We start from the raw sequence: 16,029 nt of genomic DNA, 5'->3' as shown, positions 1-16,029 counted from the left end.
GCCTATAGTGAGCTGGTTAATTGAAAATTTTTACATTGTAGCTGTTATAGGCTTCTTCATCATCTCCGCCCTCGGAAGGCGCGGCAAGAACCCTGAGGAGGGGAAAACCACCCGTATGCCAACATTCGGTGGCGAGGGAGAACGTCCTGCAAGACCGGGACAGCAGAGGCAGCAGGATCCGCAGCAGCGGCCTGAAACAAGGCGGGTACAGACATCTCCGGAAGTCTCCCGTCCAGCACCTGCTCATGAAACCTCCCGTTTTGACAGGATCGATGAAGAAGAACCGGGGACTGGGAACGGATACTCTCTTGAACATCAAGAGATTGATCGAATGAGACGTGACCAGGAGATGAATCGTCAATCCGATAGCATGGATCATAGGATGCGCATGATGCAATCGGATCTGGACCGGATACATTCCGAGTTGAACAGGATGACCACCGCACTACCGGAAACCGTTGTCGAAATTCGAGACGAAGATCGTGAACAGTCTGACGGCAGTCGATCGAATTTTGCAGAACAGGCACGAAATGGTATTGTATGGTCAGAAATATTAGGAACCCCGCGTGCCAAACGCCAGATGAATCCTCGTCGATAAGTAGATTAATAGATAGTGGGAGACCGCCTCGTCAAGATTTTTTTGACGGGGCGGTCTTTTTACTTTTGATCTCATAAAACAGCTACTTGGGGCATAAGGTGTACAGTACAGGAAGGGGGAAAGTCTCCATATGTCCCGCATCAGCCGCAAGCTGCAGAAATGGACCCAAGAAATGCTTGATTTGCCACAGGACCTGTTATTTGATTTGCCGCGGTTGACCCTGATCGGCAATAAAGAGCTGCATATCGAGAACCATCGCGGAGTCCGGCATTTTTCAGAGGAACGACTTGTGTTGTCTTTGACGCAGGGTTCTTTGGAGATTTCAGGGGCCGGTCTTGCGATTCAGGCAATCCAGAGTAATGAAGTGACCATCATTGGAACCATTCATAATATCCAATACATAGGAACGGGGGAGAAACCGTGAAGATTCCGACAATGATTAACCTTCGAGGATATTTGACGCTTGCTGTTCGCGGTGAGCATGTGGAAGCATTCATCAATTCGTTGGCGGAGGCGGGGATTCCCGTTTGGGACGTTACACCGACAGGGGCGCATTCAGCGGAGCTTAAACTGCTGCTGAAGGATTTTAGAGGGCTCCGTCCGCTGTTAAAACGGACAGGCTGCCGCACGCGCATCAAGGAGCGCTGCGGTTACCCCTTTAAGGCTCGGCGTCTGTTGAAACGCAAAGCGTTTGTGTTTGGCATTGTTTTGTTTTTTACCATATTGCTGACCCTTTCCTCGATGATATGGAATGTTGAGGTAGAGGGGAATGAGACCATTGCTTCGGAAGATGTGCTGGATGCAGCCAAGCAGGAAGGGATTTATCCTTTTCAATGGATTTTTAAGCTGGAATCATTGGACAAGCTGTCCGGGAATATGACGGCCCGCCTTCCGGGAACCTCATGGGTGGGAGTGGAACGTAACGGGACACGCATACGTATACAGATTGTAGAAGCTGCCGTGCCGGAGAAGCCGCCTCTTCAGAGCCCAAGGCATCTTATCAGTACACAGGATGCTGTCATTACCCACATATATGCTGAGAAGGGGGTCCCCAAAGTAGGGATCAACTCCCGGGTGAAGAAGGGGGACGTCCTGATTTCCGGTGTCCTCGGGGATGAGGAGAACTCGGAGAGAGTGGTGGCCAATGGAGAAGTGAGGGGGCTTGTATGGCATGAGTACAACATTGAGGTCCCCTTGGTTAAGACTCATAAGGTCTATACGGGCGAAGGGAAAAAACGATCTTATATCGTATTTGGAGATCGGGCCGTCCAGCTGTGGGGTTATGGCGAAATTCCATTTTCGCAACAGGAAACGTTGACCTATTATGATCCCCTCACATGGAGAACGCGCGTGCTTCCGCTGGGCTGGATGACAGAAAAAATTATGGAGGTCACGGAGGTTCAGCATACCATCACGGAGGAAGAAGCGAAAAATGAGGGTATCGAGGGGGCACAGCGGGATATTTTAGCGAAATACGGAGCGAAATCAAGGTTCGTAAGCCAAAAAATTTTGCATGATAAGAAAGAGAATGGTAAAGTTTATATGAAAGTGCTTTTTGAGGTGGAAGAGACCATCGCGAAAGAACTTCCCATAGTATACAATCAAGGAGAATGAGGCTATTTGTCACAGCAAACGACCAGCATTCAAATTTTACTGCAAAGCGCGTCAGAAGGTCTGTCTTTGTTCGGACCACAAGATACGTTTCTTAAATTAATTGAAAAAGAAATTCCCGCAACCATCGATTCACGGGAAGCGGTCATCACGATTCGGGGAGAACACCGAAATGTGGAGAGTCTCCAGCAGCTGTTTGAAGTGCTGCTTCAGCTTGTCCGGAACGGTTACATGCTGACTGAACGCGATATTCTGTATGCTGTAGAACTCGCTAAGGAATTGAGGGCGGACCAACTGCTTGATCTATACAAGGGCGAGATCACGACAACTTTCAAGGGTAAGCCTATTCGAGTAAAAACCATCGGTCAGAAGCACTATGTGACCACGATTAAGAAACGGGATGTCGTATTTGGCATCGGCCCTGCAGGAACCGGGAAAACCTATCTGGCGGTCGTGCTGGCCGTTGCAGCGATTAAGGAAGGCTCCGTGAAACGGATTATTCTGACAAGGCCTGCAGTCGAGGCAGGAGAGAGCTTGGGCTTTCTGCCAGGAGATCTGCAGGAGAAGGTGGATCCTTATCTCAGACCCCTGTACGATGCGTTATATGATGTGATGGGTCCGGATCAAACCGCCAAGGCACTTGAGCGGGGATTGATTGAAATTGCGCCGCTTGCCTACATGCGCGGACGGACGCTGGACGATTCATTTATTATTTTGGATGAAGCGCAGAACACAACACCGGAGCAGATGAAGATGTTTCTGACACGGCTCGGATTTGGCTCGAAGATGGTCATTACAGGGGACGTGACCCAGATTGACCTGCCGCGTGGCAAGAAATCAGGACTTATCGAAGCTAAAAGGATTTTGAGCGATATTGAGGAAGTCGGATTTGTTTACTTTGCTGAACAGGATGTTGTACGGCACTCTTTAGTTCAAAAAATCATCGTCGCTTATGATAAAGCAGCAGAAAACCAAGATTAAAGGGGATTGTCGCAATGGCCTCCAAAGAACCATCGACGGACAAGTCCATATGGGGTAAAAACAGCGGATGGAAATATAGCGTGGCAACACGCTATATTCTGTTTTTGCTGCTTGCGTTGCTCTTTTATATCAGTCTAGCATCGAAGCTTTTGCCGGAGCGGTATGACATTCAGGTCAATACGAAGAGTGAGAAGAACATCGTGTCGCCTGTACAAATAGAGGACAGCAAGGCTACATTGAAGGCACAAGAGGCTGCCGCAGAGAGCGTCCAGCCCATATACCCTCTTGTTCCTTTGCGAAATGACGTGCTGGTTACCCAAATTCTTGATCGCATTGAGCGCCTGAATCAAGATGTGGATATCAGCTCATCAGAAAAAGTCGGGATTTATCGCAATGAAATTCCGAGAATGGCAAAAGAGTTCGTGCAAAATTTTGTTTCGGCCAACAGCACAAATGAAGCTTATTCCAAAGAGCTGCTCGACGAGATGCAGCGTGTGATCGAGGAACAAACCTACCGCATCCCTGAGGAGACTTTTATTAAGCTGCCAAGGTTGAATTCTGAAGACATTATCGAGATGAAATCCGTTGCCCGGGAAATCGTATCCCGGCTGATGCTGAACGAAATCTTTGATGCGCAGACAGCACGCGCAAGGGTTGCGGAGATGGTAAGTACAAGTCGGTTGGATGATCGGACTTCAAGAGAAGTTGTTCAGGAGCTGTCGCGTCTTGCGATCACGCCTAACAAATTTCTTGACGAGGTAGCAACGAAGGAAGCAAGGGTTGAGAAACGCGAGAATACCCCGCCTGTATTCATTAAACAAGGGGATATCCTCGTGGCCAAGGGTCAGCTCATCACACCGGAACTTTATGAGCTGCTTGGCAAGAATGGATTGCTTAAGGATGAAGTGAATTACTGGCCGGAGCTGGGTGTTTTGCTGCTGTCCGCTCTGCTATCGCTTGGCATACTGATGTTCATCCGACAATCGGATCCCGGCAAATTCAAATACAACAATTCGCAGCTGTTAATGCTGCTTCTCGTGTACGTGATCACCTTGATCACCATGCATTTGACCGCTTTCCTGCAAAGTGATTCCCAGATCTATGTAGGATATCTTGCGCCCGTTGCGATCGGCGCGATTCTGGTAACCTTGCTGCTGGAAACCTCGCTTGCCTATTTCAGTGTCATTATCTTCAGTATCATGGCGAGTGTGATATTGAATGTGCGAGGGGAACTGTTTGACTTCCAATTCGGTTTATTCGCAGCCGTAACTTCATGTGTAGCGATCTTCTCTATCCACCGTGCGAGCCAGCGGTCAACGATGCTGAAGGGCGGTATTATGGCTTCTCTCTTCGGAGCGCTGATCGTGTTTATCATGTTGTTAATCAATAACGATACCTGGACCACGACAGAAACGCTGTATTCAATAGGCTTTGCTATTGCGGGCGGGCTGTTGACAGCTATCCTCGTCATCGGGCTTATGCCGTTCTTCGAAGTCACCTTCGGCATCCTGTCGGCATTAAAGCTCGTAGAATTGTCGAATCCGAATCATCCGCTGCTGCGCAAATTGCTGACAGAGACACCAGGCACTTACCATCACAGCGTAATGGTCGGCAATTTGTCGGAAGCTGCAGCGGAAGCGATTGGCGCCAATGGTCTCCTCTGCCGTGTCGGTTCCTACTATCATGATATCGGGAAGACCAAGCGGCCGATCTATTTTATCGAGAACCAGAACAATATGGAGAACCCGCATGATTCCATTGAGCCGAAGCTGAGCAAATCCATTATCGTTGCTCATGCAAGGGATGGCGTGGAAATGTTGAAGGAGTACAAGCTTCCCAAGCCGATACGAGATATCGCAGAGCAGCATCATGGCACGACATTTTTACATTATTTTTATCATAAAGCGGTCCGTCAGGCTGAAGAGCAGGGCATTGAACCGGATTTCACGGAAGATGATTTCAGATATCATGGGCCGAAGGCTCAGTCCAAGGAGTCTGCCATCGTCGGTATTGCCGACAGCGTGGAGGCAGCCGTTCGCTCGCTGCGCAAACCGACGGTGGAGCAGGTTGAATCGATGATCGAGAAGATCATCAAGGGCCGCTTGGACGACCATCAGTTTAATGATTGTGATTTAACGATGAAGGAACTGGATATTATCGCCAAGACATTGAAGGAAACGGTGATGGGAATTTTCCATTCCCGGATCGAATATCCGGAAGATGTGAAGCGGCCTAAACCGCCGGCACCATCAACGGATGAAACTGCTTCAGGGACAACGGCAACCAGTTAGGAACAAGAGAAGGAGCGTTTAAGAATGAGCCTGCAGCTGGCATGGAATAATGAACAAGAGGAATTTCACATTGGCGAGGAGTTTATCGCTGTGCTTGAAGCGATCCTTCAGAAGGCAGGAGAGGCCGAGGGAGTAACGGATGGAGAGGTGGATCTGACCTTTGTTGATGATGGACAGATTCATGAATTGAACCGGGAATATCGGGGAATTGACCGCCCAACCGATGTGCTGTCCTTTGCCATGAATGAGATTACAAACGACGAGCTCGAAATCATTTATGAGCTTGACGAAGGTGAGGAGCTGGAGAGTGTCCCGGATGTTCTGGGTGACATTATCATCTCGGTCCAGCGTGCAAAGCTGCAAAGCGAAGAATACGGTCACTCTCTTGAACGGGAGCTGGGTTTTCTGTTCGTTCACGGATTTCTGCATTTGCTCGGGTATGATCATCAGGATGAAGCGAGCGAAGCCGTAATGATGGGCAAACAGGAGGCTGTGCTTGCCGAAGTAGGATTGACAAGATAGTGAAACCGCACAGACAATCGTTATATAAGGCATTTGGTTGTGCCTTACGGGGCATCGTCACGGCTGTGAAAACGGAACGCAATATGAAAATACACATGGCTGCTGCCTTGATCGTACTCATCGCAGCAGCTTTGCTGCACTTGGACCGGATGAGCTGGTTATTTCTGATATTGGCCATCGCCATTGTATTCATTGCAGAACTGATAAATACCGCAATCGAGGCCGTAGTCGATTTAATCTCGCCACAAAAACATGTTTTAGCCCGATTGGCTAAGGATACCGCAGCCGGTGCAGCGTTAGTTGCAGCGGCGTTTGCCGTCATGGTCGGTTTACTGGTGTTCTATCAACCGGTTTGGGAATGGATACAATCAATGACAAATTGATATCAACAAGTTGATCTATAGGAGGAACTATACATGGATGCAGGATTATTAATGCAGGAAGCAATCAAGGCACGCACGCGGGCTTACATACCCTACTCGAAGTTTGGTGTGGGCGCAGCTCTTCTGGATGCGCATGGAGAGGTACACCATGGCTGCAACGTGGAGAACGCTGCCTATGGTCCCACCAATTGTGCAGAGCGTACGGCATTATTCCGGGCGATTGCGGATGGTCATGAAGCAGGGAGCTTCCAGGCAATTGCCATTGTTGCTGATACAGAAGGCCCCTGCTCACCTTGCGGTGTATGCCGCCAAGTATTGGTGGAGCTGTGCAAGCCGGATATGAAAGTGATTATGGGGAATCTGAAAGGCGATATACAGGAGACCACCGTCAGTGAGCTGCTGCCGGGAGCATTTGGCCCCTGGGATCTGAACAAAGAGCAAGCTTGAGTGAATTAGTGGAATTAATTAAAAAGAATACAACAAGTTGATACAGGAACAGTAGCGGAGGAATGTTATGCAGAAAAAACAATTTAAATCCGGATTCGTGGCTATTATCGGAAGACCGAACGTAGGCAAATCGACCCTGATGAATCAAGTGATTGGTCAGAAGATTGCGATTATGTCGGACAAGCCGCAAACGACGAGAAACAAAATTCATGGAGTGTACACAACCAATGATTCACAGGTAGTCTTTCTGGATACGCCGGGTATTCACAAGCGCCAATCCAAGCTTGGGGATTATATGAATCAGACTGCATTGGGCACATTAGGCGAGGTTGAAGCAGCTCTGTTTCTTGTTGATGCTTCTGAAGGAATCGGCGGAGGGGATCGTTACATTGCGGAGCAGCTGCAAAAGCTCAAGACTCCGATTATCCTGGTGATGAACAAAATCGATAAAATCGAGCCGACTGCCCTGCTGCCCCTTATTGAGCAGTATCGCAAGCTCCATGATTTTGCCGAGATCGTTCCGATTTCTGCGAAACTCGGCAGCAATGTGAATACGCTGCTTGATCAGATTCAGAAATACCTGCCGCCAGGCCCGCAGTATTATCCGGAGGATCAGGTAACGGACCATCCGGAGCAGTTTGTGTGCGCAGAGCTGATCCGCGAAAAGATTTTGCATATGACCCGGGAAGAGGTGCCCCACTCCATCGCTGTTACCATTGAAGATATGCGGGTGGAGGAGAACGGAACTGTGTACATTTCAGCCGTTATTTTTGTGGAGCGTGATTCGCAGAAGGGCATTATCATCGGAAAGCAGGGCGCTTTGCTCAAGGAAGTAGGCAGACAAGCCCGTCAGGATATTCAAAGACTGCTCGGATCCAAGATTTTCTTGGAACTCTGGGTTAAAGTTAAAAAAGATTGGCGTAATCAAGATCGTGTCCTTCGTGATCTCGGATTTCACCGTGGGGAGTAATCCATCCGGTGTCCAAATCTAACGGGAAATCATACGCAGTGCCGCCTGCCAACAATTGCATTTCATAAAACGGCTCCAGACGCACATCCTAATTTCCGTAGATGCGAAACGTCATTTCCGAAGAGAGGATGAATACGAATGCGAGATTTTTCGTGGAAGTATTTTGCGATGACAGGAGATGTCGATGCATATTTGCTGTATAAGGAAGCCGAAAGTGAATCGGTTCTTGCAGCAGCATCCGTTGAAGAAGAGGCGGCCCCGCATGAAGAAGACGAGTAATCATTGGTTGCTCCAGGAATGGTTGGGGGAAAACGCATGCTATATCGGGCGGAAGGGATTGTCATCCGCAGCATGGACTACGGCGAAGGGAACAAAATCATTACACTTTGCACCAAAGAATCGGGCAAGGTAGGTGTGCTGGTCAGAGGAGCAAAAAAGGTGAAAAGCCGGCATGCTGCTCTGACACAGTTGTTTACCTATGGAGAGTATGTTTTCTTCCGTAATGGTACAGGGCTCGGTAATTTGAATGCTGGTGAAATTATGGAGTCTCATCATAGGCTCCGCGAAGATCTTGTCAAAGCTGCCTATGCTTCTTATGCCTGCGAGCTCTTGGATCGGGTGCTGCAGGATGAGGAGACAGGCGCTTTTTGGTTTCATCAGCTGAAGGCTTGTATGGAAGCTCTTCAAGAGGATAAGGATCCCCAAATTATCATAAATCTCTATGAGATGAAAATCCTTCAGGCCGCAGGCTATGGGCCTGAGCTGGATGTGTGCATATCATGCAATCAGACTAGAAAAGATGAAGATATGCTGGTGAGCCCTCGCCTTGGCGGAGTGCTGTGCCGATACTGCAAGCATTTGGATCCGCCGGCGATGTCCGTTACACCGAGAACCCTGAAGCTGCTGCGTCTGTTCGGAAGGTTGGACCTGCGACGGCTTGGCAATGTGGATGTGAAGAATGAGACCAAGGCCGAGCTCAAAACGGTCATGCGAGCCTTAATGGATATGCAGCTCGGACTGCGTCTGAAATCGCAAAACTTTTTGGACCAGATGGACAAGTACAACATTTGACGTAAGGTATAGAATGAGGTATGATATTTATCAGTTTATTAGTTTTTTGAATACTGACATGCATTGAACGGGAAAGTAGTGAATTATCGATCCGTTGTATAGCGAGCCGGGGATGGTGAGAGCCTGGTGGGAGAGATTCATGAAGAGGCACCCGGGAGCATGATGAACCGATAAAGTGGGTTTTGCTTATTGGCTGGTTTGAAGCATGACAGCGAATGAGCAGTGCCAAGTAGGGTGGAACCGCGGGAAGCTACAGCTCTCGTCCCTATGTCTGTACAACAGGCGTAGGGCGAGAGCTTTTTGTTGTACAGAGAATTGTTATCGTGATGGAATGTATTGAAAAAGAAAGCAAAGGAGCTAAAAATCATGAATTTCCAGCAGATGATTTTGACGCTGCAGCAGTTTTGGGCAGAGCAGAATTGCATCATCGTGCAGCCGTACGACACCGAGAAAGGTGCCGGTACGATGAACCCGATGACCTATTTGCGTTCGATCGGACCCGAGCCGTGGAATGTGGCGTATGTAGAACCTTCCCGCCGCCCTGCTGACGGCCGCTACGGTGAGAACCCGAACCGTCTATACCAGCATCACCAATTTCAGGTCATTCTCAAACCTTCGCCGGATAATATCCAGGAGCTGTATCTGGAGAGTTTGAAGCGTCTTGGAATCAATCCCCTTGATCACGACATCCGTTTTGTTGAAGATAACTGGGAAGCACCAACTCTGGGCGCATGGGGTCTTGGCTGGGAAGTATGGCTTGATGGTATGGAAATTACCCAGTTTACGTACTTCCAGCAGGTTGGCGGCATTGACGCAAATCCGGTAGCTGTTGAGATTACTTACGGTATGGAGCGCCTTGCATCCTACATCCAGGACAAAGAGAACGTGTTCGATCTGGAATGGGTAAACGGCATCACATACGGGGACGTATTCCATCAACCGGAGTTTGAGCATTCGAAATACACGTTCGAAGTATCGGACGTCAAAATGCTGTTCACGTTGTTTAACATGTATGAAGAAGAAGCCAACAAAGCCATGAATCAGAATCTGGTGTTCCCGGCTTACGACTATGTGCTGAAGTGCTCCCATACCTTTAACCTGCTCGATGCCAGAGGCGCGATCAGTGTAACGGAGAGAACGGGATACATCATGCGCGTGCGCAACCTGGCTCGTCAGGTGGCAGCTACGTATTTGGAGGAGCGCGAGAAGCTGGGCTTCCCGCTGATTAAGAAAGGGGGCGCAGACCATGTCTAAGGATTTATTGTTTGAAATCGGACTGGAAGAAGTCCCGGCCCGATTTCTGCGCGCTGCTATGGAACAGCTTCAGGACAGAATGGTCAAATGGCTGGATGCTTCCAGGATCGGGCATGGAGATGTAACGGCGTATGCTACACCGCGTCGCTTGGCGGTATGGGTACAGGATGTTGCAGATAAGCAGGAGGACGTTAGCGAGGAAGTCAAAGGGCCTTCCCGCAAAATCGCGCTGGATGAGAGCGGTCAATGGAGTAAGGCGGCTCTCGGTTTTGCAAGAAGCCAGGGCATTGCCCCCGAGAGCTTCACCTTTAAGGAGCTTGGCGGAGTGGAGTATATCTACGTTACGAAGAATAGTGTCGGCGTTGATACGAAGTCTATTTTGTCCGAAGGTCTTCATGGCATTTTGACCTCGATGACGTTCCCGAAGAATATGCGCTGGGGAGCGCACGAATTTAAATTTGTCCGTCCGATTAAGTGGATGGTGGCTATGCTGGGCAGCGAAACGGTTGATCTGGAAATAACGGGCGTGAAATCTGGCAATGTGACTCGCGGACATCGTTTCCTTGGCAGCGAAGCAGTTATTCCGGAAGCGTCCGCTTACCGTGAAGTGCTCCGCGAACAGCATGTCATTGTTGACGTGAATGAACGCCAGGGAATGATTGTGTCGCAAATTCAGGCGCTGGCCCAGGAAAAAGACTGGAATATCGCCATTAAGGACGATCTCCTGGAAGAGGTGTTGTTCCTGGTTGAAACCCCGACCGTGCTGTATGGAACTTTCGACTCCTCGTTCCTGCATATTCCGCAGGACGTGTTAATTACTTCAATGCGTGAGCACCAGCGTTATTTCCCGGTTCTGGATAAGCAGGGACAATTGCTGCCATTCTTCGTAACCGTACGCAGCGGAGACAGCCGTTCGCTGGATGTCATTGCAAGAGGTAACGAGAAGGTACTGCGTGCCCGTCTGTCGGATGCGAAATTCTTCTATGAGGAAGATCAGAAACTTCAGATCAAAGACGCCTTATCAAAGCTTGAAAGCATTGTATTCCATGAAGAGCTGGGCACCATTGGCGATAAAGTTCGCAGAATCCGCCGAATTTCCGATCAACTGTCAACGAAACTCAGCATTTCCGCGGATGCAGCCGATTCCGTGAGTCGTGCAGCCGATATTTGTAAATTCGACCTGGTCACCCAGATGGTGTATGAGTTCCCTGAGCTGCAGGGCGTGATGGGTGAAGATTACGCGCGAAAAGCCGGTGAGAAAGAAGAGGTGGCAAAAGCGGTATTTGAGCATTACCAGCCTCGTTTTGCCGGCGATTCGGTACCATCTACTCAGGTAGGGTCCATCGTCAGTATCGCTGACAAAATCGATACGATTGTGGGCTGCTTCTCCATCGGCATTATTCCGACGGGCTCCCAGGATCCATACGCGCTGCGCCGGCAGGCAGCAGGAATTGTACAGATCATTCTGGAGCACAAACTTCCGATTACGTTATCGGATGTGTTCGGCATTGCGCTGGAGATTCATGAGAATATTCGTGCACTGAAGCGCTCGACAGACGAAATTGCTAAGGACCTTCAGGAGTTCTTCGGGCTTCGCGTGAAGAAACTTCTGTCCGAGGATCAGCGTTACGATGTGGTGGATGCAGTCATTACAGCCGGATTTGATCATGTGGTATCCGTTGTTTCAAGAGGCCATGCGCTGATGAATGCAGTGGAGGGCGTGCAGGATTTCAAAACAACGGTAGAATCCTTCAACCGGGTCAGCAATTTGGCTGCCAAGGCCGGCAAGGCTGCAGTCAATCCGGAACTGTTCAACGAAGCGGAAGAAGGTACCCTGTATGAAGCCTGGAACGCCGTCCGCGAAGATTACAAAGCAGCGCTCGAAGCTGCCGACGGGGAACGTTCATTGTCCTTGCTGAGTGGACTAAAAGAACCGATTACCGGGTTCTTTGATTCCGTTATGGTTATGGCAGAGGACGAAGCTGTACGTGCCAATCGTCTTGCGCTTCTGTCCGGAATTGATGGCGATTTGAAGCAGTATGCTGATTTTACAAAATTGGTGTGGTAGATAGTGACAGTATGATTTTGCAAATGGTATAATGTATTGTTCAGTGAAAGCGACAGCCCGTGGTTAAGCGCGGGATGCCGCTTTCGCTGTGCATAAGAGTCCATCGGCAGGGATCAAGCAAGTAGGGGTCATTGTTTATTATCAGAAGCAGGATTTTAATCTGCCAAAGACGTATATAATAATATACAGCATAAGGATTATTCCAAGATTAAAGATAGAGCCGGTGAATGTGAATGAACGATAGCATCTGCATTACGATCGTGGTTGACGGTGATGCGTGTCCAGTCAAGAAGGAAATCGCAGAGACTGCTCGTACGTTCCATGTGCCTGTACTGCTTGTTTCTTCCTACGATCATCTGTTACAAGCTGAAGAGGGTGTTACGACGATCCAGGTGGATCGGAGCGATCAAAGTGCCGACCTCTACATTGCCAACCACATATCCAGGGGGGATATCGTGGTGACTCAGGATTATGGACTGGCTGCACTGGCGCTTGCCAAATCATGCCATGTGATTTCCTTTCGCGGGCGTATTTTCGATAATACGGATATCGATTTCATGCTGGATACCCGTCATCATCAGGCTAAGGCAAGAAAGCAAGGCAGGTATGGCAAAGGGCCCAAGAAGCTGCTTGAGGAAGACCGAAGGTTTTTTCAACATAAACTGACAAAACTTTTGCATGAATTGCAGGAGAATGTCCACCCGTAGCGAATACTATTTACGTGCCAAAAGAGATGAAGGTGGTTTGGATGAGTACCGGACAAGGCAATATTCCGGATGATGTCATCGAGGAAGTTCTGGCCAAGAGCGATATCGTGGACACGGTCAGCAAATACGTGCATCTTACCAAACAGGGGAAATACCTGAAGGGCTTGTGCCCGTTTCATTCAGAGAAGACTCCTTCCTTTACGGTTACACCGGAACGCCAAATCTTTTACTGCTATGGCTGCGGTAAGGGCGGAAACGCCATTAAATTCAGAATGGAAATCGAAGGATTTTCTTTTCCCGAAGCCGTCAAGACAATGGCAGAAGAGAATGATATCTCGTTACCGGAAGGTCAAGGGGTTCCCGTAATTCCTCGTAATCCGGAAAAAGAACGTTTGATTGAAGCTAATGAGCTCAGTGCCAAGCTGTACCATTTCCTGTTAAAGAATACGGAGCACGGTACAGAAGCCATGAAGTATTTACGTTCCCGTGGAATGAACGACAAAGTGATTGACCAGTTTCAGATCGGTTATGCTCCAGATCGTTGGGACACACTGGTCCAGTTCCTAAGCAAGCGATCCTTTGACTTGAAAGAGATGGAGAAGGGCGGGTTATTATCCGCAAGACATGAACAAGAGGGCTATCTCGACCGTTTTCGCGGACGAATCATGTTTCCGATACATGACCGCAACGGCAAAGTGATTGCATTCGCTGGCAGAATACTGGGGGACGGTCAACCGAAGTATCTAAATTCCCCGGAGACACTTCTATTTAATAAGAGCCGCATATTGTACAACCTACACCAGGCGAAAACATCCATACGCAAATCGCGTCAAATTCTGTTATTCGAAGGTTACGGTGATGTAATTTCGTCATGGGAAGCAGGACTGCAGAGCGGCGTGGCAACGATGGGGACCTCTCTAACGGAAAACCAAGTAGCTATCATGAAATCGATGGCTGATGAAGTTGTTGTTATCTACGATGGCGACAAGGCTGGTATGGCCGCTGCGTTGAAAGTTATTCCAATGCTGGAAGGCGTTGGTCTCAGAGTGCGAATCGCATTGGTCAACGAAGGAATGGACCCGGATGATTATATCCGGAAGTTCGGAGCCGAGCGTTTCAGGCATGTGGTTGAAACGGCCGTTTCAACAACAAAATTTAAACTTATATATCTGAAGAAAAACCATATACTGCTAGAAGAAGATGGTAAGATTGCGTATGCCAAAGAAGCATTGCCGATTATCGCAGTACTGAATTCCTCAACCGAACGGGAAGTTTACTTGAGGGAATTGTCCTCTGAGCTGCATCTTTCCTACGAGAGTCTGAAGCAGGATTGCAATCTGCTTCGGCAGTCTATGCAAAAAAAGATGGAGAATGGGGATAATAAGGAAAAAAGGTGGAATAATGGTAGGCATAAAAAAGGGCGCCAGTCCGCCCCGACACTTCTGCCTGCTTACCATGCTGCAGAGCGGCGGCTGCTGTCGCTGATGCTGCAGGATGCGGAGGCAGCGCGATACGTAGGCGATCGCCTGGGAGAAGCGTTTAATATCGAAGATCATGCGGCAATCGCTGCTTATCTATATGCTTTTTACGCACAAGGAAAATCTCCGGATATCAGCCGTTTCATGTCATCGCTCCAGGATGACCGTTTGGAAATGACCGTCAGCTCCATCATGATGATGGAAGCACCAGCCGAGTGGAATGTCCAAGTGCTGGATGATTGCATACGCGAGGTACTGAAATTTCCGCAGCAGAGAGAGATCGACCAGAAAAAAGAAGAAATGATAAAAGCGGAGCGCTCAGGTGATTTTATGAGAGCCGCACAAATTGCAAGTGAGATTATCGCCCTAGAAAGACAATGAAGACCGCACATTGCTGTTTCTAGGGAGGAGGGAGTCGAAAGATGGCGAATGATCAGCATACTGAACTAGAAACGGAATTTACGCTGGATCAAGTCAAGGATCAGTTGATTGAACAGGGTAAAAAGAGATCCGTATTGAGCTATAAAGATATTATGGAGAAATTATCGCCTTTCGACCAGGACACGGAGCAGATGGAAGAGTTTTATGAACAGCTTGCCGACCTTGGAATCGATGTGGTAAATGAGAATGACGATGAGGGAACTCATCGGCAATCGGAAGACTCCGAATCCCGCGAGAATGAGGATTTTGGGTTTGACGATGATCTCTCATTGCCACCGGGGATCAAGATTAACGATCCTGTTCGTATGTACCTTAAGGAGATTGGTCGGGTTCCGCTGTTGTCTGCTGATGATGAGATTGAACTTGCGAACCGGATTGAGCAAGGGGACGAGGAAGCGAAGCGCCGTCTTGCCGAGGCCAACCTTCGCCTCGTTGTAAGTATCGCGAAGCGTTATGTCGGGCGTGGCATGCTGTTCCTGGATTTGATCCAGGAGGGCAACATGGGCTTGATTAAAGCCGTGGAGAAGTTCGACTATAAAAAAGGGTTTAAATTCAGTACGTATGCCACCTGGTGGATTCGTCAAGCCATTACGCGTGCGATTGCAGACCAGGCTCGTACCATTCGCATTCCTGTTCATATGGTGGAAACCATCAACAAACTGATTCGTGTATCCAGACAACTTCTGCAAGAGCTTGGACGTGAGCCTTCGCCGGAGGAAATTGCTGCAGAGATGGAACTCAGTGTTGAGAAAGTCCGAGAAATCATGAAGATTGCCCAGGAGCCGGTTTCGCTTGAGACGCCAATCGGGGAAGAGGATGATTCCCATCTGGGCGATTTCATCGAGGACCAGGAAGCACTCGCGCCTGCCGACGCAGCGGCATATGAGCTGCTTAAGGAACAACTCGAGGATGTGCTTGATACACTGACCGAGCGCGAGGAGAATGTACTCCGTCTTCGCTTTGGTCTTGATGACGGCCGCACCAGAACGCTTGAAGAGGTTGGTAAAGTGTTCGGTGTTACACGCGAGCGTATCCGGCAGATCGAGGCCAAGGCGCTTCGTAAACTTCGTCACCCAAGCCGCAGCAAGCGCTTGAAGGATTTTCTCGAATAGCTTAATCCACGGACCTTCTGCAGTAACAGCAGCAGGTCCTTTTTTTCGAAGTTCAGCAGCGCGGCGCAACGGTTTCTTGGTTTTGGTATTTATTC

At 49.0% G+C, this 16,029-nt stretch carries 16 protein-coding genes; all 16 read left to right on the top strand.

Annotated features, from left to right (window positions below; translation table 11 throughout):
* Positions 1–7 precede the first annotated feature (7 nt).
* The 16 genes from PGL02S_RS19175 (at position 8) to rpoD (ending at position 15,934) form a co-directional block, all read left to right on the top strand.
* On the top strand, positions 8–598 hold the full coding sequence (locus tag PGL02S_RS19175; protein ID WP_036644451.1) for a hypothetical protein: 591 nt from the start codon (positions 8–10) through the stop codon (positions 596–598).
* A 130-nt stretch (positions 599–728) separates the two neighbouring features.
* Positions 729–1,022, top strand: coding sequence for a sporulation protein YqfC (gene yqfC, locus PGL02S_RS19170; protein ID WP_006209024.1), 294 nt, complete (start codon positions 729–731; stop codon positions 1,020–1,022).
* Positions 1,019–2,212 carry a sporulation protein YqfD gene (gene yqfD / locus PGL02S_RS19165; protein ID WP_036644449.1) on the top strand — a complete coding sequence of 398 codons (1,194 nt, stop codon included), beginning with the start codon at positions 1,019–1,021 and terminating at the stop codon, positions 2,210–2,212. Before yqfC ends, yqfD begins: the two co-directional genes overlap by 4 nt.
* Before the next feature lie 6 nt (positions 2,213–2,218).
* A complete protein-coding gene (locus PGL02S_RS19160) occupies positions 2,219–3,190 on the top strand; it encodes a PhoH family protein (RefSeq protein ID WP_006209026.1) in 972 nt (323 codons plus the stop codon).
* 14 nt (positions 3,191–3,204) lie between these two features.
* The gene (locus PGL02S_RS19155; protein WP_036644448.1) at positions 3,205–5,481 is read left to right on the top strand and encodes an HD family phosphohydrolase; all 2,277 of its coding nucleotides are present in this window, start codon (positions 3,205–3,207) and stop codon (positions 5,479–5,481) included.
* A 24-nt stretch (positions 5,482–5,505) separates the two neighbouring features.
* A complete protein-coding gene (ybeY, locus tag PGL02S_RS19150) occupies positions 5,506–6,003 on the top strand; it encodes an rRNA maturation RNase YbeY (RefSeq protein ID WP_036644446.1) in 498 nt (165 codons plus the stop codon).
* Positions 6,003–6,386: a diacylglycerol kinase family protein gene (locus PGL02S_RS19145; protein ID WP_036644444.1), complete on the top strand. Its 384-nt coding sequence runs from the start codon at positions 6,003–6,005 to the stop codon at positions 6,384–6,386. The genes ybeY and PGL02S_RS19145 overlap by 1 nt, the downstream gene beginning before the upstream one ends.
* Positions 6,387–6,419: 33 nt before the next feature.
* On the top strand, positions 6,420–6,833 hold the full coding sequence (gene cdd / locus PGL02S_RS19140) for a cytidine deaminase (protein WP_006209030.1): 414 nt from the start codon (positions 6,420–6,422) through the stop codon (positions 6,831–6,833).
* Between the two features lie 67 nt (positions 6,834–6,900).
* Positions 6,901–7,803 carry a GTPase Era gene (gene era / locus PGL02S_RS19135; RefSeq protein ID WP_036644442.1) on the top strand — a complete coding sequence of 301 codons (903 nt, stop codon included), beginning with the start codon at positions 6,901–6,903 and terminating at the stop codon, positions 7,801–7,803.
* Positions 7,804–7,941: 138 nt separating this feature from the next.
* Positions 7,942–8,082 carry a YqzL family protein gene (locus PGL02S_RS19130; protein ID WP_006209031.1) on the top strand — a complete coding sequence of 47 codons (141 nt, stop codon included), beginning with the start codon at positions 7,942–7,944 and terminating at the stop codon, positions 8,080–8,082.
* A 36-nt stretch (positions 8,083–8,118) separates the two neighbouring features.
* Positions 8,119–8,874 carry a DNA repair protein RecO gene (recO, locus tag PGL02S_RS19125; protein ID WP_036644439.1) on the top strand — a complete coding sequence of 252 codons (756 nt, stop codon included), beginning with the start codon at positions 8,119–8,121 and terminating at the stop codon, positions 8,872–8,874.
* A gap of 366 nt (positions 8,875–9,240) precedes the next feature.
* Positions 9,241–10,128 carry a glycine--tRNA ligase subunit alpha gene (glyQ, locus tag PGL02S_RS19120; RefSeq protein WP_006209033.1) on the top strand — a complete coding sequence of 296 codons (888 nt, stop codon included), beginning with the start codon at positions 9,241–9,243 and terminating at the stop codon, positions 10,126–10,128.
* Positions 10,121–12,196 (top strand): glycine--tRNA ligase subunit beta, encoded by a 2,076-nt coding sequence (gene glyS, locus PGL02S_RS19115; protein WP_036644436.1) that lies wholly within the window; start codon positions 10,121–10,123, stop codon positions 12,194–12,196. Before glyQ ends, glyS begins: the two co-directional genes overlap by 8 nt.
* Positions 12,197–12,429: 233 nt before the next feature.
* The gene (locus tag PGL02S_RS19110) at positions 12,430–12,903 is read left to right on the top strand and encodes a YaiI/YqxD family protein (protein ID WP_006209034.1); all 474 of its coding nucleotides are present in this window, start codon (positions 12,430–12,432) and stop codon (positions 12,901–12,903) included.
* 41 nt (positions 12,904–12,944) lie between these two features.
* The gene (gene dnaG / locus PGL02S_RS19105; RefSeq protein WP_006209035.1) at positions 12,945–14,762 is read left to right on the top strand and encodes a DNA primase; all 1,818 of its coding nucleotides are present in this window, start codon (positions 12,945–12,947) and stop codon (positions 14,760–14,762) included.
* A gap of 41 nt (positions 14,763–14,803) precedes the next feature.
* Positions 14,804–15,934 (top strand): RNA polymerase sigma factor RpoD, encoded by a 1,131-nt coding sequence (rpoD, locus tag PGL02S_RS19100; RefSeq protein WP_006209036.1) that lies wholly within the window; start codon positions 14,804–14,806, stop codon positions 15,932–15,934.
* Positions 15,935–16,029: the final 95 nt, after the last annotated feature.

Origin of the sequence: Paenibacillus glucanolyticus NBRC 15330, assembly GCF_004000885.1 — a bacterium.
GTDB lineage: Bacteria > Bacillota > Bacilli > Paenibacillales > Paenibacillaceae > Paenibacillus_AQ > Paenibacillus_AQ glucanolyticus.
Note: the sequence above shows the minus strand (reverse complement) of the source record. Positions and strands in the feature narration are given on the sequence as shown.